25 protein-coding genes are annotated in these 24,168 nt (G+C 61.5%); 11 read left to right on the forward strand and 14 right to left on the reverse strand.

Annotation, left to right across the window (positions count from 1 at the left end):
- Positions 1–30: 30 nt before the first annotated feature.
- Positions 31–1,233 carry a patatin-like phospholipase family protein gene (locus HCZ97_RS10640; protein WP_167688699.1) on the forward strand — a complete coding sequence of 401 codons (1,203 nt, stop codon included), beginning with the start codon at positions 31–33 and terminating at the stop codon, positions 1,231–1,233.
- Positions 1,234–1,237: 4 nt separating this feature from the next.
- Here HCZ97_RS10640 and HCZ97_RS10645 read toward each other — a convergent pair whose 3' ends face one another.
- Positions 1,238–1,951 (reverse strand): DUF502 domain-containing protein, encoded by a 714-nt coding sequence (locus HCZ97_RS10645; RefSeq protein WP_167688700.1) that lies wholly within the window; start codon positions 1,949–1,951, stop codon positions 1,238–1,240.
- A gap of 300 nt (positions 1,952–2,251) precedes the next feature.
- Positions 2,252–3,145, reverse strand: a complete 894-nt coding sequence (locus HCZ97_RS10650; RefSeq protein WP_167688701.1) for a PfkB family carbohydrate kinase — start codon at positions 3,143–3,145, stop codon at positions 2,252–2,254.
- Positions 3,146–3,506: 361 nt separating this feature from the next.
- Here HCZ97_RS10650 and rpsB point away from each other — a divergent pair, with 361 nt between their 5' ends.
- From rpsB to HCZ97_RS20450, 3 genes are all read left to right on the forward strand, one after another.
- Entirely contained in the window at positions 3,507–4,280 is a 774-nt protein-coding gene (gene rpsB, locus HCZ97_RS10655) for a 30S ribosomal protein S2 (RefSeq protein WP_167688702.1), read from the forward strand.
- A gap of 110 nt (positions 4,281–4,390) precedes the next feature.
- Positions 4,391–5,266 (forward strand): translation elongation factor Ts, encoded by an 876-nt coding sequence (gene tsf / locus HCZ97_RS10660; protein ID WP_167688703.1) that lies wholly within the window; start codon positions 4,391–4,393, stop codon positions 5,264–5,266.
- 432 nt (positions 5,267–5,698) lie between these two features.
- Positions 5,699–5,893 carry a hypothetical protein gene (locus HCZ97_RS20450; RefSeq protein WP_217701765.1) on the forward strand — a complete coding sequence of 65 codons (195 nt, stop codon included), beginning with the start codon at positions 5,699–5,701 and terminating at the stop codon, positions 5,891–5,893.
- A 131-nt stretch (positions 5,894–6,024) separates the two neighbouring features.
- On the opposite strand, the gene HCZ97_RS10665 is transcribed toward HCZ97_RS20450, so the two are convergent.
- The 11 genes from HCZ97_RS10665 to HCZ97_RS10715 form a co-directional block, all read right to left on the reverse strand.
- Positions 6,025–6,780 (reverse strand): LuxR family transcriptional regulator, encoded by a 756-nt coding sequence (locus tag HCZ97_RS10665; protein ID WP_167688704.1) that lies wholly within the window; start codon positions 6,778–6,780, stop codon positions 6,025–6,027.
- A gap of 467 nt (positions 6,781–7,247) precedes the next feature.
- Positions 7,248–7,721 carry a hypothetical protein gene (locus tag HCZ97_RS10670; RefSeq protein WP_217701766.1) on the reverse strand — a complete coding sequence of 158 codons (474 nt, stop codon included), beginning with the start codon at positions 7,719–7,721 and terminating at the stop codon, positions 7,248–7,250.
- Positions 7,678–8,064, reverse strand: coding sequence for a response regulator (locus tag HCZ97_RS10675; protein WP_167688706.1), 387 nt, complete (start codon positions 8,062–8,064; stop codon positions 7,678–7,680). The genes HCZ97_RS10670 and HCZ97_RS10675 overlap by 44 nt, the downstream gene beginning before the upstream one ends.
- A gap of 4 nt (positions 8,065–8,068) precedes the next feature.
- Complete coding sequence (locus tag HCZ97_RS10680; protein WP_254871473.1) at positions 8,069–8,905, reverse strand: protein-glutamate O-methyltransferase CheR; 837 nt, start codon at positions 8,903–8,905, stop codon at positions 8,069–8,071.
- Positions 8,906–8,937: 32 nt separating this feature from the next.
- Positions 8,938–9,396, reverse strand: coding sequence for a chemotaxis protein CheW (locus HCZ97_RS10685; RefSeq protein WP_167688708.1), 459 nt, complete (start codon positions 9,394–9,396; stop codon positions 8,938–8,940).
- Positions 9,389–11,590, reverse strand: a complete 2,202-nt coding sequence (locus HCZ97_RS10690) for a chemotaxis protein CheA (protein ID WP_167688709.1) — start codon at positions 11,588–11,590, stop codon at positions 9,389–9,391. The genes HCZ97_RS10685 and HCZ97_RS10690 overlap by 8 nt, the downstream gene beginning before the upstream one ends.
- 12 nt (positions 11,591–11,602) lie before the next feature.
- Positions 11,603–11,968: a response regulator gene (locus HCZ97_RS10695; protein WP_167688710.1), complete on the reverse strand. Its 366-nt coding sequence runs from the start codon at positions 11,966–11,968 to the stop codon at positions 11,603–11,605.
- Positions 11,965–12,240 carry an STAS domain-containing protein gene (locus HCZ97_RS10700; protein ID WP_167688711.1) on the reverse strand — a complete coding sequence of 92 codons (276 nt, stop codon included), beginning with the start codon at positions 12,238–12,240 and terminating at the stop codon, positions 11,965–11,967. The genes HCZ97_RS10695 and HCZ97_RS10700 overlap by 4 nt, the downstream gene beginning before the upstream one ends.
- 279 nt (positions 12,241–12,519) lie before the next feature.
- The gene (locus HCZ97_RS10705) at positions 12,520–13,482 is read right to left on the reverse strand and encodes a methyltetrahydrofolate cobalamin methyltransferase (protein WP_167688712.1); all 963 of its coding nucleotides are present in this window, start codon (positions 13,480–13,482) and stop codon (positions 12,520–12,522) included.
- 129 nt (positions 13,483–13,611) lie between these two features.
- A complete protein-coding gene (locus HCZ97_RS10710) occupies positions 13,612–14,529 on the reverse strand; it encodes a methylenetetrahydrofolate reductase (RefSeq protein ID WP_167688713.1) in 918 nt (305 codons plus the stop codon).
- Between the two features lie 57 nt (positions 14,530–14,586).
- On the reverse strand, positions 14,587–14,883 hold the full coding sequence (locus tag HCZ97_RS10715) for a virulence factor (RefSeq protein ID WP_167688714.1): 297 nt from the start codon (positions 14,881–14,883) through the stop codon (positions 14,587–14,589).
- A gap of 208 nt (positions 14,884–15,091) precedes the next feature.
- Here HCZ97_RS10715 and HCZ97_RS10720 point away from each other — a divergent pair, with 208 nt between their 5' ends.
- The 4 genes from HCZ97_RS10720 to HCZ97_RS10735 all read left to right on the forward strand — a co-directional run bounded on the left by HCZ97_RS10720 (position 15,092) and on the right by HCZ97_RS10735 (position 18,823).
- Positions 15,092–16,204, forward strand: a complete 1,113-nt coding sequence (locus HCZ97_RS10720) for a Ppx/GppA phosphatase family protein (protein WP_167688715.1) — start codon at positions 15,092–15,094, stop codon at positions 16,202–16,204.
- Positions 16,205–16,328: 124 nt separating this feature from the next.
- Positions 16,329–17,060 carry an RlmE family RNA methyltransferase gene (locus HCZ97_RS10725; protein ID WP_167688716.1) on the forward strand — a complete coding sequence of 244 codons (732 nt, stop codon included), beginning with the start codon at positions 16,329–16,331 and terminating at the stop codon, positions 17,058–17,060.
- Between the two features lie 42 nt (positions 17,061–17,102).
- A complete protein-coding gene (pdxA, locus tag HCZ97_RS10730; protein ID WP_167688717.1) occupies positions 17,103–18,107 on the forward strand; it encodes a 4-hydroxythreonine-4-phosphate dehydrogenase PdxA in 1,005 nt (334 codons plus the stop codon).
- Between the two features lie 230 nt (positions 18,108–18,337).
- Entirely contained in the window at positions 18,338–18,823 is a 486-nt protein-coding gene (locus HCZ97_RS10735; protein WP_167688749.1) for a MarR family winged helix-turn-helix transcriptional regulator, read from the forward strand.
- A gap of 130 nt (positions 18,824–18,953) precedes the next feature.
- Here HCZ97_RS10735 and HCZ97_RS10740 read toward each other — a convergent pair whose 3' ends face one another.
- Positions 18,954–20,642 carry a thiamine pyrophosphate-binding protein gene (locus HCZ97_RS10740; protein ID WP_167688718.1) on the reverse strand — a complete coding sequence of 563 codons (1,689 nt, stop codon included), beginning with the start codon at positions 20,640–20,642 and terminating at the stop codon, positions 18,954–18,956.
- A gap of 403 nt (positions 20,643–21,045) precedes the next feature.
- On the opposite strand from HCZ97_RS10740, the gene ugpB reads away from it, so the two are divergent.
- The 3 genes from ugpB to ugpE all read left to right on the forward strand — a co-directional run bounded on the left by ugpB (position 21,046) and on the right by ugpE (position 24,168).
- The gene (gene ugpB, locus HCZ97_RS10745; protein WP_167688719.1) at positions 21,046–22,356 is read left to right on the forward strand and encodes a sn-glycerol-3-phosphate ABC transporter substrate-binding protein UgpB; all 1,311 of its coding nucleotides are present in this window, start codon (positions 21,046–21,048) and stop codon (positions 22,354–22,356) included.
- 68 nt (positions 22,357–22,424) lie between these two features.
- Positions 22,425–23,309 (forward strand): sn-glycerol-3-phosphate ABC transporter permease UgpA, encoded by an 885-nt coding sequence (gene ugpA, locus HCZ97_RS10750; RefSeq protein WP_167688720.1) that lies wholly within the window; start codon positions 22,425–22,427, stop codon positions 23,307–23,309.
- A 10-nt stretch (positions 23,310–23,319) separates the two neighbouring features.
- Entirely contained in the window at positions 23,320–24,168 is an 849-nt protein-coding gene (ugpE, locus tag HCZ97_RS10755; protein WP_167688721.1) for a sn-glycerol-3-phosphate ABC transporter permease UgpE, read from the forward strand.

Here is a 24,168-nt window from a genome sequence, read left to right on the forward strand (position 1 = left end):
CCATTCTTTGAAATCTTGCGGGGAAGTACCATGGCAGCTGACAAATCGGACGGCTCATCGGATGCAGGGCGCGACGTGGACCCGGTGGTGGATCCCACCCCCATCCCCGGTGCCGACGCCAAGGGAAAACCCGCGCAGGATGCGGTCTTGCCTGGCGCAGGCAGCAAGCCCGCGAAGGCCGCGGATGCAAAGGCGGTGACCCGGATCAACCTGGCGCTTCAGGGCGGCGGCGCGCATGGGGCCTATACCTGGGGCGTGCTGGACCGCCTGCTTGAGGAAGAGGATCTAGAGATCGCCGCCATGAGCGGCACCTCTGCCGGCGCAATGAACGCCGCGGCGCTCAAGGCCGGCTGGGTGAAGGATGGCCGCCAGGGCGCGCGCGACGCGCTGGATGACTTCTGGGCGCAGATGGGCGCGGTGGAGGACAGCAACATGCTGCGCTGGATGACCGCGACTTTCCCAGGCGCGATGCCCTGGCACGTGAGCCGCTCGATGGAGCTGTCCTACGCCGGGACGGTCTCTGACATGCTGAGCCTCATGACCACGCCCTATGCGCTTGGCGCCTTCTACCGCAACCCGCTGCGCCCCATTGTCGAGAAGTTCGACTTCGATTCGGTCTGCAGCTCTGACGGGCCGGACCTGTTCATCTGCGCGACGAAGGTCCGGGACGGCAAGATCCGCGTTTTCGACAACGCGGAAGTCACCACCGATGTTTTGCTGGCCTCGGCCTGCCTGCCCACTGTCTTCACCGCGGTCGAGTTCTACGATGAGCGCTCAGGCCGCAAGGAAGCCTTCTGGGACGGGGGCTACAGTGGCAACCCGGCCATCTTCCCGCTGTTCCGCAGCGACCTGCCCAATGACGTGCTGATCGTCAGCATCAACCCTTTGGAGCGAGACGAACTGCCAATGCTGCCCAACGAGATCCACAACCGGATCAACGAGATCAGCTTCAACTCATCGCTCCTGCGCGAGCTGCGCGCGATCGAATACGTCCAGCGCCTGATCGACGAAGGCCGGGTCACGTCCCATGAAAAGAAGAAGGTCCTGATCCACATGATCTCTGACGATGAAGTCATGCTGGACCTGAGCATGGTGACAAAGATGTTCCCCAACGGCTTTTTGCTCAATTCCCTGAAACAGGCGGGCCGCGCCTCGGCAGAGAAGTTCCTGACCGATCACAAGGCGGACCTGGGCCAGCGGTCGACGCTGGACATGGTAGAGATGTTCAGCTGATCGCCTATTGCGCGGCGTGGTCCGGTGCGCTTTCCGGCTGGTCGGGCAGGGGCGTCACACCCTTGTGCGGCGGATAGACAAGCCCGGCGGAGATCACCAGCTTCGCCGCGTCCTCGATCGACATATCAAGCGGAATGACGTCCTCTTCCGGGAAGAACAGCAGGAAGCCTGAGGTGGGATTGGGCGTGGTTGGCACAAAGACCGACAGCAGGCGGGACCCGGTCTGTGCGCGTGAATCGATCTCGCCCTTGGCCTCGGTCGAGATGAAACCGACGGCCCAGATCCCCTTGCGCGGATATTCAACCATGCAGGCCTGGTCGAAACTGCGGTCCTGTTGGGCAAAGACCGTTTCTGCGATCTGCTTGGCCCCGGAATAGACGGAGCGGATGAAGGGCATCCGGTCCACCACGCTTTCCACGTAGCGGATCAGCGAGCGTCCGATCAGACCCTTGGCAAGCCAGCCGACGAGGATGGTGAAGACAAGGAAGAAGATGATCCCGACGCCGCGCAGGTTGATCCCGATGTATTGCTCCGGCTTGAAGCGTTCGGGCACCAGCGGCAGGACGAAGCCGTCGAACCAGCCAAGGACGGTCCAGAACAGCCACAGGGTCAGGCTGACCGGCAGAATAACGACGATCCCCGTCAGAAAGGACGATCGCAGCCGGGCAAAAACGCCGGGTCTCTGATGGCTGGAAGTGTCCTGCAAGGGGTCGTTCATCCTTGGTCCTGTTCAGATCATGTGCGTTTGGAAGGTAGGCGCGGCGGGTCTCTCCGGCAATGGCAGAAGGAAGGGATTTCCGCGCAACGCACGGATCAGGCTAGGTCTCTGTCCATATCTGCCGCAGGTCGCACCATGTTTAGGGCGGAGTCCCAAGGGTGGTCAACTTGCGCCCGTCGGGCGACCCGGAGACGGTTCGCGTCAGGTAAGCCGCGCCGGCCTTGGGCCGTCCCTGACGGCCAATGACGCGACTTTCGGATTTCGTCATCTCTTTCATGGGGCCATCAGACCTTCATGGTCTTAAAGCGCGGTTTCTCCGGAGACATATCGTGCAGCGGCGCGCAGGGCGCGGGACAGGGCCTCTTCGCGCCCGGCTCCCTGGGCTTCGGCTACGATGTGGGCGGCCATGAAGGTATCCCCGGCGCCGGTCACGCGGGTCACCAGGACTTCTTGCGGCGCAAGACAGATCAAGCCCTCTGCAGAGCCGTCGCAGGCCGGGCCCGACCCAGCGGTGACCAGGGCGCGTGAGGCGCCGCGTTCCAGAAGGCCCTCTGCGGCCTCTTCAGAGGTGGCGAATTCCTTCTGGCAAAGCAAGCCGGCCTCTTCCAGGTTCACGTAAAGCAGGGCGCGACCATGGGCGAGGAAGGGGATCAGGCGCTCTGCCTTGCCCGGAGAGGCCGGGGCCACGCGCAGATCGGCTCGGGCAAAGGCGGGCGCGGCGGCGATCTCTTCCAGCAGGGGGCGGGTCAGGTTGCCGTCCAGGGCCACCAGCCCCTGATAGGGGGCCGCTTCGCTGCCCAGCGACCCGTCCATGAGCGGGCGCAGGATCTTGCGTCCCGCCGCCTCCAAGGAATGGGCGTCCGCTATGGCGGCAATCAAGCCGTTGGCGCCCTCGACGGCCATGTAGCGATCCGTCGGCAGATCCTCGGAGCGATAGATATGTCCGACGTCCATGCCCAGGTCGGCACATGCATTGACCAGCTCATCGCCCTCCGGGTCCTGGCCGATAGCCGTCAGTAGGACGGGCTTCATGCCGAAATTGGCGAGCGTCATGGCAATGTTCATCGCCACGCCACCGGGCAGGCGGGTGATGCGGCCCGGCACGTCGGAGCCCTGCCGCATATGACTGGCCGAGCGTCCGATGATGTCCCAGAGCACCGCGCCGATACAAAGGATCTTGTTGTCTTTTTCCATGAGGTCTTTTTGACCGAAGCGCCCACCGGCGCAACAAAAATGCGACCTTGGCTCTGTCTGCGCAGCGTGCGCCGGAACACTTTGCCTTCAACAAGGGACGTCCGGGCTGTAACCATCGGGCCACGCGTGCTTCAACGCTGCCACCAGCCGCCGGACGATGGCGAAGGGTGATCTGCCTTGCCCGGCCAATTCTACCTATTTTGGCAAAGTCGCTTGCATTCCCCGCAACCCGCCTATAAAGGACCGCCATTCAATCCGCAGGTGGGGTTCGGGCCTATGGGGGAGACATCCTCATGCGTCCACCGGTTGAAACACTCGTTTCTCACCCCCGCCGAGGCGTAAACCGGAAAGGTAAAAGACCATGGCTCTTCCCGAGTTCTCCATGCGTCAGCTGCTTGAAGCTGGCGTTCACTTCGGCCACCAGACGCAACGCTGGAACCCCCGCATGGGCGAGTTCATCTACGGCGCGCGCAACGGCATTCACATCCTTGACCTGACGCAGACCGTCCCGATGCTGGACCAGGCTCTGACCGTCATCCGCGACACCGTCGCCAAGGGCGGCCGTGTGCTCTTCGTCGGCACCAAGCGTCAGGCCTCCGCGCCCGTCGCCGAAGCCGCCGAGAAATGCGCGCAGTACTACATGAACCACCGTTGGCTGGGCGGCACGCTGACCAACTGGAAAACCGTTTCCCAGTCGATCAACCGTCTGAAGGAAATCGATGAGAAGCTCGAAGGCGGCGCCGAAGGCCTGACCAAGAAAGAGCGTCTTGGGATGGAACGCGAACAGGCCAAGCTGCAGGCTTCCCTGGGCGGCATCCGTGAAATGGGCGGCATTCCCGACCTGCTCTTCGTCATCGACGTCAAGAAAGAGCAGCTGGCCATCGCAGAAGCCAAGAAGCTGGGCATCCCGGTTGTCGCCATCGTCGACACCAACTGCTCGCCCGACGGCATCGATTACATCATCCCGGGCAACGATGACGCGGCGCGCGCCATCTCTCTCTACACCGACCTGGCTTCGCGCGCAGCAATCGACGGCATGACCGCGCAGCTCGGCGCCGCAGGCGTCGACGTGGGTGAACTGGTTGACGGCATCGAAGAAGAAGCCGTCGCAGAAGAAGCCCCCGCCCAGGCCTGAGGCCCGGAGCTTGCGATGCGATCCCCGGCTTAGGGGATCGCGTTACAGAAATGTCACCGGCTGCGTGCTAGGCGCGGCCGGACCCTATTTCAGACCGAAGGAGATCCCCCATGGCGATCACTGCTGCACAGGTTAAAGAACTGCGCGAGATGACCGGCGCAGGCATGATGGATGCCAAGAAAGCCCTGACGGAAACCGATGGCAACATCGAAGCCGCCGTTGACTGGCTGCGCACCAAGGGCTTGGCGAAAGCCGCCAAGAAAGCTGGCCGTACCGCCGCAGAGGGCCTTGTTGCCGTCGCAGTGGAAGGTGGCAAGGGCGTTGCCGTGGAAGTGAACTCGGAAACCGACTTCGTCGGCAAGAACGCCGAGTTCCAGGAAATGGTTGCCGGTATCGCTCAGGCCGCACTCGGCGCTGACGACCTGGACGCGCTGAAGACCACCGAGGTCAACGGCAAAACCGTCGAGACCCTGATCACCGACAAGATCGCCACCATCGGCGAGAACATGACCCTGCGCCGGATGGCTTCCATCGAAGGCGACCAGGTTGTGGCCTACGTGCACAACGCCGCGGCCGACAACATGGGCAAGATCGGTGTTCTGGTTGCTCTGAAAGGCGACAACGAAGCCTTCGGTCGCCAGGTTGCGATGCACATCGCCGCTGCCAACCCAGCCTCCCTCGGCGAAGCCGATCTGGACCCGGCGCTGGTGGAGCGTGAGCGTTCCGTCCTGACCGAGCAAGCTCGTGAATCCGGCAAGCCCGAGAACATCATCGAGAACATGATCAAGGGCCGGATGAAGAAGTTCCTGTCCGAAGTCACGCTTCTGGGCCAGGCCTTCGTCATCAACCCCGATCTGACGGTGGAAGCCGCCGCCAAGGAAGCCGGGGTCGAAATCGTCGGATACGTGCGTCTTGAAGTGGGCGAAGGCATTGAAAAGGTTCAGGAAGACTTCGCAGCTGAAGTGGCAAAAGCCGCTCAGGGCTGAGTTTTCTCAACCTATTCGTTTTGAAAGGGCCGGGATTTTCCCGGCCCTTTTTTCGTGTGGGTCAGTGGGTCAGTGGGTTCTGGGATCTTTAGGTGCCAGTCTCGGCAGCCGGTTTGACGGTGGCGCTGTGTCTGAGAGTCGAGCCCTCTATGGACGAAGCTGGCCAAAGGAGGGCGGGTGCAGGGAAGCGGCGAAAGTCAGCACGCCTATCGGCGGGGTCGGTCGCCCGCGTGGGTATTTGTCTTGGCTCCCAAGCTCATTTCCCGCCGCCCAAAAGTGCTGAGCAGGTGCCCTGGCAAAGGCCTGGTTGGCGTGGGTCCGAATAGGTGAAGGAAGGGGGGCGGTGCCAGCCGGGACAACTGACACCGCCGAAGAACGAAAAGCCCTTCAGTTGGGGATGGAAAGACTTTTGTCCTGAGTACCGACCCGACGATGGAGAAATACATCGACAGGTCGGCGTCCGGTTACCCGGTCGACCGCGGATTGCCTGCTAATCGCCAGGGGTCCGGGCCGCTGTTCCATGGCCTAAATGCCACCACTCACGGAACATCCTTAGAATGTAATTTCTTGCGTCTGACCGAAAGTATGGGAATCCTTACCTTGGGTGAAAATCAGGCCAAAAAGTAAGGTTTTCCTAACCTTTTCGGGCATTGCTCGAAAATAGTTGTGTCGAAACAGCCCTGAAGTGCGCAGAACTTTCAAGCGCGGGGCTGTTTTTGACAGAAGTTTACAAGAGTGCTTTGCAGACGGTCGCCCGATCAAGCGTCCAGGACGTACATCTGATTCAGGAAGGCAGCCTTCAGAACGGCCTGAGCGGTCGTCTCGACGTTCAGGGTTTCCCGCGCCAGGCGCAGGTGCTTTTCAACAGTCGCAGCCGTGAGGCCCATGAGAAGCGCGATGTCCTGGGTTGTCTTGCCATCCCCGACCCAATGCAGGGCCTCGCGCTGGCGACGTGTCAATTCACGTGTTGGCCCAGAGTAGGGTAGGGTCAGGATTTTCAGGTGGGCGACATTGTTCATGATGACGATGTCGCGCCCATTCTCCGCCCACATGGCATCCACCGAGTCCTGGCTGAGGCCGGGGCGTGCCGTCAGGGCGATGGCGCCCTTGGTCCGTGGCGAGATCGACTTGAAAGAGATCGAATAGCCGGCAGTGACGTTCATGGAGCGGTTGAAGTCTATCACGCGGCGTTCGGACTCCGTGATCGCACCGCTTGCGGTCATTTCCGCTAGGATACGCCAAGAGCAAGCGCCTTCGTTTTCAAGCGCCCATTTGACCATTGGGGCGTGGAAATACAGCCCTTTGCCAAGGAAGGCGTCGCGGTACTCCTGCTGGTGATTGGTCAGGATGACGAAATCTTCCGGGTCACCAAGGGAGGTGGCAGTGCGATAGCGGGTGAATCCATAGAGAAGCCGGTCGAAACCATAGTCGGCCATCTTCGCGCAATGGATTGTCCAGAGCTCTTCAATGCTTTGCGCATTGGTCAATTTTTCTAGGTATTCGCGCCGCATCATGACGCGGACCCTCCCGAAGAAACGATCAACACTTCGCCGTCGCGCGCCTTACTGGCGCGGAGCCATCTGTTAACGGAATTTAGCATTTTATCCACCGGGTGTGATGTAGACCTTTAGATGCCTGTTTGTCGAGCGAAAGGCTAACCAGGGCTGAGGTGGAGTTATGCTATACTCTTAAGATGGCGCGGCTGGAGGGCACATGTAGGTATCAATAGCGGTTTAGCTTGGCCTGATGTTTTGGGGGTTAATTGGACATCGGTAGCGTGCGGGAGAGCTGAGGGTGACGATACTCGAAATGCTGAGATCCAGTAGGCTACTAGTGGGGAGTTTTAGCCCAACTGTTTCTGTGGAGCCAACCTATGCAAGACCTGGAACGGTAAGTGCGTTCGGGACCTGAAGCCGAAAGGCAGCTGGCACGTTTAGTATATCATCTCGTCTGCCGCGCAGGGGACGCGGAAGACGATGAACTACCAGAGGTCGGGTTCGCCGGCGTCGGTGTCGGGTTCCGGCGGTGGCGCCATGTCTCGCAGTTGGGGGGGGCGTCCCTTGCCGACAAAGCCTTCAATGGAATCGCCCATATCCACTGATTGGGCAAAGGCGTCGTAGGTTATGGCGTCCTTGTTCCGCCAGTCCATGTTTGGCCCGAACTGGTTCAATAGCCCCTCGATATCCTTGAGGGCCTGACGGAGGTAATCAATCCTCTGAAAGGTTACGAAGGCTCCCTCCGTGAGCGGGCTGCAGGAGCATAGGGAGGAAGACAATGCCTCTTCCAAGCCTGTGGTCAGTCCACGGAGGTTGGAGACCTGGCCTGCCAGAACCGTCACCATTTCTGGGGCGGTTATCTCTATTCGATCGACCCCTGGTTCTGGGCCTTCTTGGGGCTTGCCTTCAACCATGTCAGAGCCGCCCGACGACTGCCTCGATACAAGCACGCAGATCATTCGGCTCAAACGGCTTCTTGAGGAAATTGTTCATGCCCAGCTGCTTGCCCTTGTCGATGATCGCCTTGTCGGCCTTGCCGGTGATCAGAATGAAGCCAACACCCTTGGTCTTGGCCCCACTGCGCAGTTGGTGAAGCAGCTGAAGCCCATCCATCTCGGGCATGTTGAAGTCTGAAATTACCAGGTGGACCGGTGTGCTTTCCAGCGCTTTCAGCGCAGATGGTCCGTCCGAGGTGGAGGCAACATTTCGGATGCCGAATGCGTCCAGCGCCTGGGTGATCAACCCGCGGCTTGTGGACATATCGTCCACAACCATGATTCTGATCTGGTCTCTCAGGGCCATTCACTCAATCCTTTTTGATTGCAGACGATCCGGAACCGGCTGCTCGATATGCCGTCATTCCGTTTGGTTCGAAGAGGTGGAGGGCGGAATCGGAAATCCGCTCCGAATGGCCTAGGAAGATCCAGCCCTCTTTGGTGATGTGCTGCCGGAAGCGGGGCCACAGGGAAGCCTGTGTGGCGGCATCGAAGTAGATGACGACATTCCGGCAGAAGATCGCGTCGAATTGCCCTTTCATGGGCCAGTCTCTCAGGAGGTTGAGTTCCCGGAACCGGACAATGCGCTTGATCTCTGCATTCACCCGATGTTGGCCGCGGCCATCCGGCTCAAGGTACTTAGAGCGCATTTCATTGGGTATTCCGCTTACTTGCTGGTCATTGTAAGTCGCCGCTTCGGCCTTTTCCAGGATCGCCGGATCGATATCCGTGCCCAGGATCAGAACGTCGCGGCTGGTCAGTTCCGGCGCCGCCTCGTGCAGGCACATGGAGATTGAATAAGGTTCCTGACCGCTAGAGCAGCCGGCGGACCATATCCTTACCCGCTGCCCGTTCCGGGCCTTTTGCAAGAGCAGGGGCACCACCTTAGTCCTCAGCATGTCGAAGTGATGTGACTCGCGGAAGAAATGGGACACGTTGGTGGTCAGGGCCGAGATCATGAGCCGCCGTTCCGACGCGCCGTCCGCAGAAGAGACGAAGCGATAGTAGCTGTCATAATTTGCCTGGCCGGTAGCCAGCAGCCTCTTGCGAAGGCGCGACTGCACCATCGTCATCTTGCCTTCCGGCAGGACAAGTCCGGCTTCCTCCTTCGCCAGGGCAGCGATGGCGGCAAAGGACTTCTTGTCCATTACCTGCCCCGCAGTATCGCTTGCGCTCGTGGTCATGCAGCCTCGTCGCTGGTATTAGGGACGACAGCTGCAAGATCCAGAACACGGATCATGCGGTCATCAATGACGGTCAGAGCCCGGACGACAGAAAGCGAGGGGTCGGAGGAGATATCGGGCGGAATCTGCAGATCATCTTCGGTGATTGCCACGATGTCTGACACGGCGTCGACGAGCAGTCCGGTCAATGTTCCCTGCAGCTTGACGACGATGATGACATTGCGGTCGTTGGTTTCCTGGGACGGCAGATTGAGGCGGCGGGCCAGGTCCATCACCGGCAGGACAGTGCCACGAAGGTTGATCACGCCCCGCATGAAATCGGGCGCATGCGGCATGGGGGTTGTCCTTGTCCAGCCGCGGATCTCGCGTACGGACATGATGTCGAGCGAATATTCCTGGTCTGCCACTCGAAACGTAAGCAGCTCCAGGTCATTGGTTTGTGCCTGATCACTCATTTGCGATCTTCCTTTCCGAGAGCATGAGATCCGCACCGCGCGGATGGCCGCTTCCTGCAATAATGTCGGCCGGGTCGAGAATGAGGGCGATCTGTCCGTCGCCCAGGATCGTGGCTGCGGCAATGCCGGGCGCACGGTAGAAGCTGTCGTCAAGCCCTTTGATCACGACTTGTCGCTGATCCTGGATGCCGTCGATCACCAAGGCCGCGCGGCTGCCATCCTCCAGGGAGATCAGAAGGACAATGGCACCAGCATCCGTTTTGCGATGCGCCCGGTATCCAAGCATGACGCCAAGATCGTAGAGCGGCACGAAGCCTCCTCGCACCCGGACAACGTAGGAGCCGGGGCGAAGCATCTGCACATCGTCCGGGCCGAGAGAGAGGGTCTCCACGACGACATTGAGCGGCAGCACCAGGGTCTCGCCGGCGACGTTGACCACCATCCCGTCCAGTACCGCGAGGGTCAGGGGAAGGGAGATGGAGAAGGTCGTACCCTTTCCCTTTTCGGATGTGATGGAAATCCGCCCACCGAGCGACTGGATCGATGTCTTGACGACGTCCATGCCGACGCCGCGTCCGGAAAGGCTGGAAACCTGAGCTGCCGTAGAAAAGCCTGGCAAGAATAGGAGGTTATCAATTTCGCCGTCCGATAGATTTGCATCCGGTGCGACGAGCCCCTTGCTCACGGCTTTCTCCAGGACACGCTCGCGGTTGATACCGGCGCCGTCATCGGAGACTTCGATGATCACGCGCCCTGATCTGTGCGCGGCGGTCAGGGTAACGGTGCCGGCCTTGGACTTGCCGGCCGTCTGGCGGGCCTCCGTCGGCTCCAGCCCGTGGTCGACGGCATTCCGGATCATGTGCGTCAGTGGATCCGATAGCCGCTCGATCACCGTCTTGTCGACTTCAGTTGCCTCGCCCTCCGTGACCAGGCGCACCTCTTTCTCAACCGCTGCAGAGGATTCCCGCACGATGCGAGACATGCGCTGGAACAGAGATTTGACCGGCTGTGCCCGGATCATCATGACCGAGTCTTGGATGTCGCGGGTCAGGCGCTGGAATTCCTCAAGTCCGTTCATCGCATCGGAATGCGGAGAGAGACCGGCTTCGTCCAGGCTTTGGGAGAGCATGGCCTGATTGATGACAAGCTCGCCAACAAGGTTCACCAGACGCTCAATCCGTTCAAGATCTACTCGCACGACGGATTTCGCCGCAGGGGGCGCGGCCTTTTTCGCCTCCGGGTCTGCTGGTTCCTTTGCTGGATCGTCTTTCTTGAGGGTAACGACCTTATCCGGCGCATCCTCGGGTTTGGTTCGGGTATCTTCCGCGGCTGCAGGCGTGGTTGAGACATCCGGAGTGGCGGTCGCTTCCAGGCTGGGAGCATCCGGAAGGTCTGGGCCCGTGTCCCCGGCATCTTCTGCAGAAGGTCCGGAAACACAGGTGATCTCAAGCGTGCAAAGACCGTCGACAAACTCGAAGATATCGCGGATTTCAGGTTCGGCGGCCTCGGTATCCAGTTCGATCAGCCATTCGACATAGGGGGTCTCAGGCGCGAGGCTCTCGAGGTTGGGAAGCTCCGTGGTGACGCAACTGATTTTCGCTTCGCCGAGGCCGCAGAGATTGCGCAGCAGTTGCTGTGGCTCATTGCCAGTGGCAAAAAGCTCCTGATCCGGTTTGAAGCGGATGGTGTAATGGGCCAGCGAGCTTTCTGGCTCTGCGTCGAGGTCGGGAAGGTCCAGGGAAATACCCATGCCAAGCGGCTGGAAATCGTCTGCCTCTTCCTCTTCTTCCACGCCATGTTCGCCCAGCAAGGCGTCCAGACGTTCCAGCAGCTCTTCGCTGGTGGCCTCGGGCAGGGGCGTTTCATCGCGACAGGCACGGACGAGGTCAGACAGATGGTCCGCGGCGAGGAAGAATAGTTTCATCGCCTCGCTGTCAGGATGCATGTTGCCGTTGCGGACCTCATCCATCACCGTTTCGTAGCGGTGGGCAAACCGGACCAGAGCCTCCAGGCCGAAAGCCCCGGCGCCGCCCTTGATGGAGTGAACCGCACGGAAGACGACGTTGATCGTCTCAGGATCTTCGGAACCGTCGTCCAACTCCTGCAGGCCATCCTGCAACGCCTCGAGAAGTTCTTCGCATTCAATGAAGAAAGAGGCGCGGATTTCCGCCATCGGGTCATTCTGATCGGACATCTCTTGCCCCTCCTATCCGGCTACCATCTGCAGCGCCTTGACCAGCTTGGCTGGATCAAAGGGCTTGACGATCCAGCCCGTTGCCCCGGCTTCGCGGGCACGCATCTTGAGCTCAGGCGCACTTTCCGTGGTCAGGACCAGGATCGGCGTTGCGCGATGCCCTTCCTGCTCCCGGACAGCGTCAATGAAACCGAAGCCATCCATGCGGGGCATGTTGATATCGGTAATGATCGCATCGGGTTCTATGCCGCCCAGAACCTCGATCCCGTGGACGCCATCATCGGCCAGGTGCACGGTGAAGCCAGCCGGCATGAGGGCCATGCGGATCATGTCGCGCATCGTCCGGCTGTCATCCACTGCGAGAATAGTCAGACTCATACCCGGCCCTCCGCCACGGTTTCGGGGGAAAAGCCCATCTGGGCCAGTTGTTCGACCACCCGGTCATTCACGTTCGTCAGACTCAGCGAATGTCCCGCTGCCTTCAGAGACGTCGCGGCTGCCAGCATGACCTGCAGGCAGAGCGCGCCGATTTGCGTTACATCCCTGGCGTCGAGCACGACATCGCCCTCAAGGCGTGCCTTCAGCTCTTCAGCCAGTGGGGCGGCTGCCGGTAGATCCAGCTTCGGTTGTAGGACCAGTGGCTCAGTCATGGCCACCTGCCCAAGGCAAGCGGGCGGTGCGAATGCATGCCAGACTCCCGTCGTTCCATTGCGTCTAGCCGGTGATAGGGCGCTGGCCGTTAAGACGAAGTTACGCGGGCCGGAGGTTTAGGTGGGTTTTGAACGACCTTGCCGCCGGAGCAGCGCCGCGATGGCTGCCCTTGCCCGGCGCAGCCCTGAAAAGCCTGGGGGCAGGAAAGAGAAAAGCGCGATCCCGGGATGGGAACGCGCCTTGAAACAAAGAGTATTTCGGGTGTCTTAGCTTTCGGATCAGCCGCGGCGGCGGCGGCGACCGCCACGTCCGCTGCCCGCAGCCGCCGAAGCCTTGGCGGCCTCTGCGAAAGTCGCGCCTTCCTTCACCGCATCAACGACACGGGCAAAACTGATCCAGGCAGTGCCGTTGGGATCATGGTTCATCAGCAGATTCGCTGCCTTCACCGCTTCCATCTCTACCTGGCGAATGGGGTTCATAATGGCAGAGGTCATGCCGGCGCCGATGGCCATGGGCAGGAAGGCCGCGTTCACGCCATGACGATTCGGCAGGCCGAAGGAGATGTTCGACGCGCCACAGGTGGTGTTCACCCCCAGCTCTTCACGCAGCTTGCGGACAAGCGCAAAGACCTGCTGGCCGGCACTCGCCATTGCGCCCACCGGCATCACCAGCGGGTCCACGACGATGTCATGCGCAGGGATGCCGAAGTCAGCTGCGCGTTCGACGATCTTCTTGGCCACAAGGAAGCGCACCTCGGGATCTTCGGAGATACCCGTGTCATCATTGGAAATGGCCACGACCGGCACGTTGTACTTCTTGATCAGGGGCAGGATGACCTCAAGCTTTTCTTCCTCGCCGGTGACGGAGTTCACCAGCGGCCGGCCTTCTGCCATCTCGAGGCCGGCTTCCAGTGCGCCGGGCACCGAGCTGTCGATGCAGAGCGGCACGTCGACCAGACCCTGGACAAGCTCGATCACCTTGCGCATCAGGGGCGGCTCGGTCTCATTGGGGTTGGGGTTCGAGTTGTAGACAACGCCCGCGTTCACATCGAGAACCATGGCCCCGCAGGCAACCTGTTCGATCGCGTCTTTCTCGACGGTCGAAAAATCCCCGGCTTCCAGTTCCGCTGCCAGCTTCTTGCGGCCGGTCGGATTGATCCGCTCGCCGATGACGCAGAATGGCTCGTCGAAGCCGATGGTCACGGTCTTGGACTTGGATTCGAGAACGGTACGGGTCGTCATGGATAATCCTTCCGGTGGCGTCAGTTCCCAAAAGGGTATGACGGCAGAGCCGCCCCGGCGCAACCGGGTCCACGGCAGACAGGGCAGGTGGCCCGTTTTCAGGACCGCCAGATCAGCTTGTAAGGAGGTTCAGGCCTTTGCCAGCACCGGAGCGGTGGCGTCACCGCCGTGATCAATGGCGAATTGGGCCGCCGTGCGAATGCCACCAAGCGGGAACAGGTGGATCTGTTCGATCAGGTCCTCGCCATTCTCACGTGCTTGCGAAAGGTCGGACAGGATTTCCGTTGGCTCATAGGGCATCATCAGCTTCGTGACATCCAGCGCCCGCTTCTGAAGCACCTTCAGCGACGGGCCAACGCCGCAGGCGATCGCGAACTTGATCAGCGTCTGCAGTTTCGCCGGGCCGGCGATGCCCAGGTGGATGGGCAGGGCGATGCCCTCTGCCTTCAGGCGGCGCGCCCATTCCAGGATCGGACCTGCCTCGAAGGCGAATTGAGTAGCGATGGCCATCTGCGCATCGGAGCGCTCCGCGAAGGCTTGTTTCCAGTGCAGTGCCTCCATCACCATGGCATCGCTTCCATCAGGATCGATGTCTCGGTTGCCTTCGGGATGACCGGCGACGTGGAGATGGGTGAAGCCTGCCTTGTCGAAAAGCCCGGTCTCCATCAGTTGCATCGAGTTGTCGAAGTCGCCGTGGGGCGTGGAAATCCCGCCGCCCAGCAGGAGGGCCTGCTGCACGCCGGCCTCACCCTGGTAGCGGGCGATCCAGTCTGCAAGGGTCGCCTTTTCCTTGATGATGCGCGCCGGGAAATGGGGCATGACCTCGTAACCTTCGCCGGCGATGCGCCGGGCGGTCGCCACCATTTCCTCGATCGGGGTGCCAACGATGTGGGCGATGTAGACACGGGTGCCCCTGGGCAGCAGCGCGCGGAAATCGTCAACCTTGGCCGCAGTCCGAGGCATCACCTCGATCGAATAGCCCGACAGGATGCCGCCAAGTTGCGAAATGCCGGGGGCGGACTTGCGCCGGAAAGGAAGAAGCGACATCAGCGGTCTCCTGTGACGGGCGGCCCGCCGAAGCGGTTCCGCCAGATGGGGCAGGCGTCAGGTCCAGCCGTCGTTGGCGATCAGGGCCTTGAGCTTTTCCTGATCATATTCGCTGTCGAGGCGTCGGATTTCGCTGTCAGCGACCTCCTGTGCGTCACCTTCGACAGAATAGGGCTGCGCCTTGCGCCATTCTGCAAGGTACGCATCCGTTTCAGCGGCGCCGGTTTTCATCGCGGCCCGGTCGATCGCCTGTTCGAAACGTTCGGGCAGAACGGCCTTGGTGGCGCGGCGACCCTTGCCGACGATGACCTGGGCCGGGATATCCCGCCAATAGACGATAGTGACATCGGGCATGATGACTCTCCTGGGTTAAACATATGTGTAGTCGCGGTGGATCCGCGGTGGCGGACAGGGCCGTACGATCCCATCAGGTTTACAGACAGCAGATCGGGAGGCTGAGTGCAAACCACAGGTCGGTGGGCAACGGTGCAGATCTTTAGGTTCTTGCGTGACCGCGGTCGAGTGACTAGTTTGGATTCAAACATGTATGGAGGGCGCGACCATGGCGCCCAGGCGTCCCAAAGGTGCGGGCGCATTCCCGAAACCGGTTGAAAACCCCGCACCGAATCCGCCAGATCCGTCCGAGCTCTATGCCGCCCTGGATCTGGGTACGAACTCGTGCCGCATGCTGATTGCCCAACCCAAGGGCAGCCAGTTTCATGTGGTCGACAGTTTCTCGAAGTCGGTTCAGCTCGGGTCCGGGCTGGAACGCTCCGGACGGCTGTCCAGGTCTTCGATGCAGAGGACCATCCAGGCGATGCGCATCTGCCAGCAGAAGCTGAAGCGGCACAAGGTGCGGCAAATGCGGCTGGTGGCGACCGAAGCCTGTCGGCGTGCAACCAACGCAAGGGGCTTCGTGCAGCAGGTTCAAAGAGAGACCGGCCTGAAGCTTGAAATCATCGAGCCGGAGGAAGAAGCGCGCCTGGCGGTGATTTCCTGCGCGCCGCTTGTCTCTACCCGGACCGATCAGCTGCTAGTGGTCGATATCGGCGGAGGCTCGACAGAGCTGGTCTGGATCGACCTGACCTCTGTTCCCCATCGTGACCGGCCAAAGGCGATCATGCGGTTGCATGCGGGCTTCCACCCGCCGCAAAGTCCCTTTCCCGCCGCCAAGGTCGTGGACTGGATTTCCGTGCCGCTTGGCGTGGCGACCCTGCGTGACCAGTTTCAGGATGTGGAGGACGATGCCGCGCGCTTTGCCCTAATGTCCTGGTTCTTCGAAGAAAGCCTGGCTGAATTCGCACCCTACGCGGATGAGCAGGCGCGCGAGGGGTTCCAGATCGTGGGGACGTCCGGCACCGTGACCACGGTTGCGGCCAGTCACCTGGGGCTGAAGCGCTACGACCGGACCAAGGTGGACGGGCTGCGCATGACCTCGGACCAGATCGACAAGGTGATCCGGGGCTATCTTGAACTTGGGCCGGATGGCCGTCGCAAGGACCCGCGGATCGGGCAGGACCGGCAAGCGTTGATCATGTCCGGATCGGCCATCCTGCAAGCGCTCTTGCGGTGCTGGCCGACGGACAGGCTGAGCGTGGCAGACCGGGGTTTGCGCGAAGGCCTGCTTTATGCGCAGATGTCGAAAGACGGCGTGCTGGAAGACGGGCCTTTCTGAGAAGAGGGGCCTTTCTGAAGCGGCCGTTTTGCGGTATCGCAGCGGCTTCGGGTCCGGGGCACTGCCCTCGCGCGGCTTTGGCCGTTCTCCCGGTGAGCATATCTGACAGGATGAAGAGACGGTCATGGCGAAGAAACCCACGGGAAAGAACACCTCTGGACGGGGTCAGCGCGATCTGACCGTGAAGGTGAAGACCGCGCGTGGCCGCACCTTGTCTTCCACGCGCTGGCTGCAACGGCAGTTGAACGATCCTTACGTTGTGCGCGCCAAGGCCGAAGGTTACCGGGGCCGCGCCGCCTTCAAGATCATGGAGCTGGACGACAAGTTTCGCTTCCTCGTGCCCGGCGCACGCGTGTTGGACCTTGGCTGCGCACCGGGGGGGTGGATCCAGGTGGCGGTGCCCCGGATCAACGCTCTTGGAGAGAAAAGCGGCAAGGCCGTAGGCCAGATCATCGGCGTCGACCTGCAAGAGGTGGATCCGATCCCCGGCGCAGAGGTCTACCAGCTTGATTTCATGGAAGATGACGCGGATCTGAAGGTCAAGGAATGGCTGGGCGGCCAGGCCGACGTGGTCATGAGCGACATGGCGGCGTCTTCCTCTGGGCACAAGCAGACGGATCACCTGCGGATCATCGCGCTTTGCGAAGCTGCGGCCTACCTGGCCTTCGATGTGCTGTCCGAGGGTGGGACCTTCGTGGCGAAAGTGCTGGCCGGTGGCGCCGAAGGTGAGCTTCAGAAACTGCTGAAGCAGAAGTTCACCAAGGTCTCCCATGTGAAGCCGCCTTCAAGCCGCTCTGATTCATCGGAGAAATTCGTCGTCGCGACCGGGTTCCGGGGGAATACCGAAGAGAGCTGAGGAATCGCTTTTCGCGACCGGGCGCCACGCTATTGTTGCGCCATGACCAAAGACCTCAAACCGCTTGCCGTCTCCCTCGGCGATCCCGCCGGTATCGGGCCTGAAATCGCTGTCAGAGCCGTGATCGCATCCAATGCGCCGCCCTGTGTCTTGCTTGGCCAAAGGGCGGTGGCAGAACGCGCGCTTGCGCTGGTGGCGCCCGATCACCAATTGCAGGTGGTCGCGCATCCCGGCGAAGCGCCTCTTTCTGCATCCCATCTGCGCCTTGTCGAGACCGGTGTGCCGGGCCTTGTGACATATGGTGTTGTCTCTGCGCAGGCCGGGGCAGCCGCCTTTGATGCCATTCGCGCCGGTATCGGTCTGTGCCTCTCGGGGGAAGCCTCCGGACTGGTGACGGCGCCAATCCACAAGGAAGCCCTTTCTGCCGCTGGCGTGCCTTTCCCGGGCCATACCGAGATGCTGGCGCATTATGCCGGCGGGGTTGAGGTGGCGATGATGCTGGCCAATGGCGTGATCCGCACCGTGCTTGTCACCATCCATGTCGCCCTTTCCAAGGCGGTTGAGCTGGCGGACTTTGATGCGAACTTGCGGGCGATCCGCCTGGCCCACGAAGGGTGCCGGGCTTTCGGAATTGCGCATCCGCGCGTTGCCGTGGCGGGGTTAAATCCGCATGCGGGCGAGGGCGGGCTGTTCGGGCGCGAAGAAATCGAGATCATCTCTCCGGCGATCAAGGCCGCCCGCGCCGAAGGGATCGACGCCTCTGGTCCCTGGCCGGGCGACACAGTTTTCATGCAGGCGCGGAAGGGACATTTTGACGTGGTCGTAGCGCAGTATCACGACCAGGGCCTCATTCCGGTAAAGTACCTCGGGCTGGAAGAAGGGGTGAATATCACGCTTGGCTTGCCCTTCGTGCGCACCTCACCCGATCACGGAACGGCCTTCGATATCGCGGGCATGGGCATTGCCGATGCCGGGTCGATGCGGCTTGCCCTGCGCCAGGCAGAGGTCATGGCGAAAGCGCGTTTGCAGGCCGCTACACCCGCCTGACATCACGAGCGACAGCGTTCTGTCCTTGAAAAAAGAAGAGGGGCCGCAAGGACCCTCAACCATTGATTGTGGGTGGTGATCTTTGCAAAGGTAGGTTTCTGCAGTCACAAGCGTGATGGTTTTATCTGTCAATAATCAGCTTTCGTGGCATATTGGGCTTCAGGACCGTTGGGAAAGAGGGGTCCAGACGAGGTGAGATAGCGGGGGAGCCATTGAACCAGATCGACAAAATGCGGATATCCAGCCCGATTCAGGATGGCGAAGGTGGGCCGGTTCTCAACCTGTTCAACTACGTGCCCTTTCTGCTCAACGCAGTGGGCAATGCCTGGCAACGCAAGACAGCCGCGATCTACAGGGAACATCTGCGCCTTGGTATAGTGGAGTGGCGGGTGCTGGCCGCCATCGGGATAGAGCCGGGGATCACGGCGAACCAGATCTGCACCATGAGCCGCATGGACAACGCGGCGGCAAGCCGGTCGCTCAGGCTGTTGCAGGACTGGGGTTACCTGACCTTCGAGGCCGAGGAAACCGACCCGCGCAAGAAGCGTTGGTGGTTGTCCGACGCGGGCCGTGCAGTCCATGACGAATGCCTTCACATCGCCCTGGAGTGCGAGGCGGACATGATCGAGGACCTGCCGCCAGAGGACTTGGAAACCTGCATGCAGGTCCTTCGCCACATGCTTCATCATCTGGAAAGCCGGACCGACGGCAAGTAGCCGATCTGCCGTCTGCGCGGGCGTCTTCTGAAGGGGCCGCGGGCCAGAGAGTTCGGGATGTTCGTGGCCTAGGTGTGGCGGAAGCGGTTGCGACGCCTGGCTGTCGTCGCAACCTTTGACGGTCCGGCGCTTAGCCCTTTTTCTTCAGCGCACTCTCCCTGAGTTCCGACAGGCTGAACGCCGGAGAGATCGCCTCCGGGTCGATCATCACTTCAAGAACGGCGGGCCCGTCAAATGCGTCGGCTCTCTTGAACGCTTCGGCAAAGGCCTCCGTGGTCTCCACCTTCTCTCCGTAGGCGCCATAGGCCATGGCGAGCGCCGCGAAGTCCGGGTTGCCGATGCTGGTCGCAGAGACGCGGCCGGGGTATTCGCGTTCCTGGTGCATCCGGATCGTCCCCAGCATCCCGTTGTTCAGGATCAGCACGCGCACCTTGATGTTGTTCTCTACCGCCGTCGCGAGCTCCGTCAGGGTCATCTGGAAGTCTCCGTCACCGGCAACGCAGATAACGGTGGCCTCCGGTCGGGCCAGCTTGGAGGCCAGGGCAGCGGGAAATCCGTAGCCCATGGCCCCCGCGACAGGCGCCACCTGGGTGCCGTAGGCGCGATAACGGTGGAAACGGTGCAGCCAGACAGAGAAGTTTCCGGCACCGTTTGTGTAGATCGTGTCTTCCGGGACGTTGGCATCGATCCAGGCCATGATCTCGCACATCTGGATCGCACCGGGGCTCTTGCGCGGGGCCGTCCAGGCCTCGAAGGCCGCGCGCCCCTCGGCCACCCAGTCGGTCCATCCAGAGCCATCGAGCGGACCGGCTTCCGCCAGCAGCGAGGCGAAGACGCCGGGGCGACTGACCACGCCGATCTCAGGGCGGAAGACATGGCCCAGTTCATCCGGATCCGGGTAGACATGAATGAGCTTCTGGGCCGGGCAGGGGATGTCCATCATCGTGTAGCCAAGGGTGCCGATTTCCCCCAGCCGGGCGCCCAAGGCCAGGATCACATCCGCTTCCTTCACCTTGGCAACCAGCTTCGGGTTCGCACCAAGGCCGAGCTCTCCCATGTAGTTGGGGCTCTCGTTGTCCAGCAGGTCCTGGCGGCGGAAGGTGGCGCAGACCGGCAGGCCGGAAGCTTCGGCCCAATTGCGCAGTGCGGCCACGTCCTCTGCGGCCCAGTCACTGCCACCTAGCAGGACCAGAGGCTTTTCGGCGGCCTGCAGTGCGTCCCGCACGTGCGCCAGGGCAGACGGCGTGGGACCAGTCTCTGGTGGCTCTGCAAAGGCGCCGTCCGGCCCTTCGACTTCTTCGGTCAGCATGTCTTCGGGCAGGGCGATGACGACCGGGCCGGGCCGGCCCGAGACGGCCAGCGCAAAGGAGCGGGTAATGAACTCGCTCATGCGGGCGGGGTCTTCGATCTGGATGACGGCCTTGGAAAGCTGGCCGAACATGCGGCGGTAGTCGATCTCCTGGAAGCCCTCGCGCTCCATGACATTTTGGGGGTTCTGGCCGATGAACATCAGGAAAGGGGTGCTGTCCTGCTTGGCCACATGCAGCCCGCTCGATCCGTTGGTGGAGCCAGGACCGCGGGAAACGAATGCCACACCAGGGCGTCCGGTCAGCTTGCCATAGGCCTCTGCCATCATGGTTGCCGCGCCTTCGTGGCGGCACGTGATCAGCCGGATCTGCGGGGTGTCCGCCAGCGCATCCAGCACGGCAAGGAAGCTTTCGCCGGGCACGCAGAAAGCCGTGTCCACACCCTGGATCACCAGCTGATCGACAAGGATCCGTGCCGCCGTGCGGGAAAGTGTAGGGGTGTCGCTTTTCATCGGGGTCCTCCGGTCAGCCTCAGCGGGACGGCTGGGGTTCATTCATGCAGATGCGCATCGGGGGAAGGATAGACAGGCCGGATCACGAGTTCAAAGTGCTTCTCAAGATGCAGCGGTGAAAGGCGGGCGTGCGGATGTGCCGGTAGCGCAGGCTTGCCGGGCGAACGGTCCCTTCGGTGATTGGCTGCGACGAATGGTTCGCAGGCTCCTGGCTGCTGCGATCAAGGTCGGTGGGCGTCCCGGCTTGGCCCGGTTTCTTGCCAAAAGTTCCTCCCAGGTGGACCGACAGTGACGAAGCGTCATCCGCGAACGTCACAAAACTGTTTGAAAACCTACAACTTTTTGTCGCCGCGCGTCTCTAGCGCTCCGCTCATCCGCATTCCGGACTTTGGAGAGAGAACCGATGAAACGCATTCTGATGGCTGGCCTGCTGGCAAGCGCCGCCACCTCTGCCTATGCCCAGACCGAAGTGACCTGGTGGCACGCCATGGGCGGTGAGCTTGGCGCCAAGCTTGAAGAGATCGTGGCAGGCTACAACGCCAGCCAGGACCAGTACAACGTGACCCCGGTCTACAAGGGCAGCTACACCGAGACGATGACCTCTGCCATCGCCGCCTTCCGCGCTGGCGAGCAGCCTGACATCGTGCAGGTCTTCGAAGTGGGCACCGGCACCATGATGGCGGCCGAAGGCGCAACCTACCCGGTTTACCAGCTGATGGCAGACCATGGCGCGAACTTCGACCCCAAGGCCTTCCTGCCGGCGGTCGTGGGCTATTACACGGATACCGACGGCAACATGCTTTCCATGCCGTTCAACTCCTCCACGCCGATCCTCTATTACAACAAGGCGGCCTTCGAAGCGGCAGGCCTGGATCCCGAGACCGCACCCAAGACCTGGGCCGAGGTCGAGGCCTTCTCCCGGCAGATCCTGGATGCCGATGCCGCCAGCTGCGGCTTCACCTCTGGCTGGATCTCCTGGGCGCAGCTCGAGAACTTCTCGGCCTGGCACAACCTGCAGATCGGCACGCAGGAAAACGGCTTTGCCTCCATGGACAGCGAGCTGACCCTGAACGGCCCCGAACAGGCCCGTCACTGGGAAAACCTGGCCAAGTGGCAAAAGGACGGCATCTTCAAGTACGGCGGCCCCGGGGGCGGTGCCGATGCGGCGCCGGCCTTCTATGCAGGTGACTGCGCCATGTACATGAACTCCTCCGCCTCGCGCGCAGGCGTGATGGCGAATACCGAATTCGAGGTCGGCATGGGCATGCTGCCCTATTACGAGGACATCGAAGGCGCGCCGCAGAACTCGATCATCGGTGGCGCGACCCTGTGGGTCCTGGGCGGTCAGACGGACGCGGAATACGAAGGTGTCGCGAACTTCTTCTCCTACCTGTCCTCCGCCGAAGTTCAGGCGGACTGGCACCAGTTCTCCGGCTACCTGCCGATCACCCAGGCCGCTTACGAGCTGAGCCAGGAACAGGGCTACTACGACCAGAACCCCGGCGCGGACGTCGCGATCAAGCAGATCACGCTGAACGAACCGACGGTCAACTCCAAGGGCCTGCGCTTCGGCAACTACGTGCAGATCCGCGGCGTCATCGACGAGGAGTTCCAGGCGCTGCTTGCCGGCGACAAGACCGCCCAGGAAGCGCTGGATGCTCTGGTCGACCGCGGCAACGTGCTGATCAAGGACTTCGTCGACGCCAACGGCTGAGACCGCCCCTTACCGGCAGGCCCGCGCATCTGGCGCGGGCCTGTTCCATTTTCCGGACTGGCTCATAAATGCAGACCAAACGCATGACCTTCCGCAGCCACTGGCTGCCCTACGCCCTGATCGCGCCACAGCTTGCGGTCACGCTGATCTTCTTCATCTGGCCCGCGGCCCAGGCCATCCGCCAGAGCTTCCTGCGCGAGGACCCCTTTGGTCTGTCGTCCCGCTTCGTCGGGCTGGCCAATTACACGCGCCTGCTGGACAACCCCGAATACCTGGAGAGTTTCCGGGTCACGGTGGTCTTCTCCACTGCCACGGCCGCGCTCTCCATGGGGCTGGCGCTGCTGCTTGCCCTCGCCGTTGACCGGATCATTCGCGCCAACCAGTTCTACACCACCCTGGTGATCTGGCCCTATGCCGTCGCGCCTGCCGTGGCCGGCGTCCTGTGGTGGTTCATGTTCAACCCGACCATCGGGATCTTCACCTATATCCTCGAGGTCGTGGGCTATGACTGGAACGACCGCCTGAACTCCGCCGATGCCATGACACTGGTGGTGGTCGCGGCCAGCTGGAAGCAGATCTCCTACAACTTCCTGTTCTTCGTGGCGGGGCTTCAATCCATCCCGATGTCTCTGCGCGAGGCTGCGGCGATCGATGGGGCAGGGCCGGTGAAGCGCTTCTTCACCGTGGTCTTCCCGCTGCTGTCGCCCACCACCTTCTTCCTGCTGGTGGTCAATATCACCTACACAATGTTCGATACCTTCGGGATTGTCGATGCCACCACGGCCGGCGGGCCGAACCGGGCCACCAATATCCTGGTCTACAAGGTCTACCAGGATGGGTTCATCGGCCTGAACCTGGGCTCTTCCGCCGCGCAATCCGTGATCCTGATGCTCATCGTCATGGCGCTGACCTTCGTCCAGTTCCGCTGGATCGAACGCCGCGTGCAATACTGAAGGTTCCTTCATGGTCGAAAACCGCCCCTTCCTGACCTTCCTGGCCCATCTGGTGATGGTGCTGGGGGTCCTTTTCGTGGCCTTCCCGGTGTGGATCGCCTTTGTCGCTTCAACCCATGAGCCGGGCACCTTCCTGTCCGGTGTCGTGCCGATGCTGCCCGGCAAGGCCGGCTGGGAGACCTACCGGCAGATCCTGTTTTCCGGGGTCTCGGCCTCTGGCGCGCCGCCGATCTGGCTGATGATGAAGAACTCCCTGATCATGGCGCTGTCGATCACCGTGGGCAAGATCACCATCTCCATCCTGTCGGCCTTCGCCATCGTCTACTTCCGCTTTCCCTTCCGGGTGGCGGCCTTCTGGCTGATCTTCATCACGCTGATGCTGCCGGTGGAGGTCCGCATCGTGCCGACCTTCAAGGTGGTCGCGGACCTCGGGATGCTGAACAGCTACGCAGGACTGTCGATCCCTCTTATCGCATCGGCGACGGCCACCTTCCTTTTTCGCCAGTTCTTCCTGACCATCCCGGACGAACTGGCAGAGGCCGCGCGGATCGACGGTGCCAGCCCGATGAAGTTCTTCCGCGACATGGTGCTTCCCCTGAGCCGCACCAATATCGCGGCGCTCTTCGTCATTCTCTTCATCTACGGCTGGAACCAATACGTCTGGCCGATGCTGATCACCACGGACCCGGATCACTACACGCTGGTGATGGGGATCAAGCGGATGGTCGCGGTCGCGGACAGTGATCCGCAATGGAATTACGTGATGGCCTCGGTCGTGCTGGCAATGCTGCCACCCGTGCTGGTGGTCGTTGGGATGCAGAGGCTCTTCGTCAAGGGTCTCGTGGAACAGGAGAAATAA

This window comes from Pseudooceanicola sp. HF7 (assembly GCF_011806405.1).
GTDB lineage: Bacteria > Pseudomonadota > Alphaproteobacteria > Rhodobacterales > Rhodobacteraceae > Pseudooceanicola.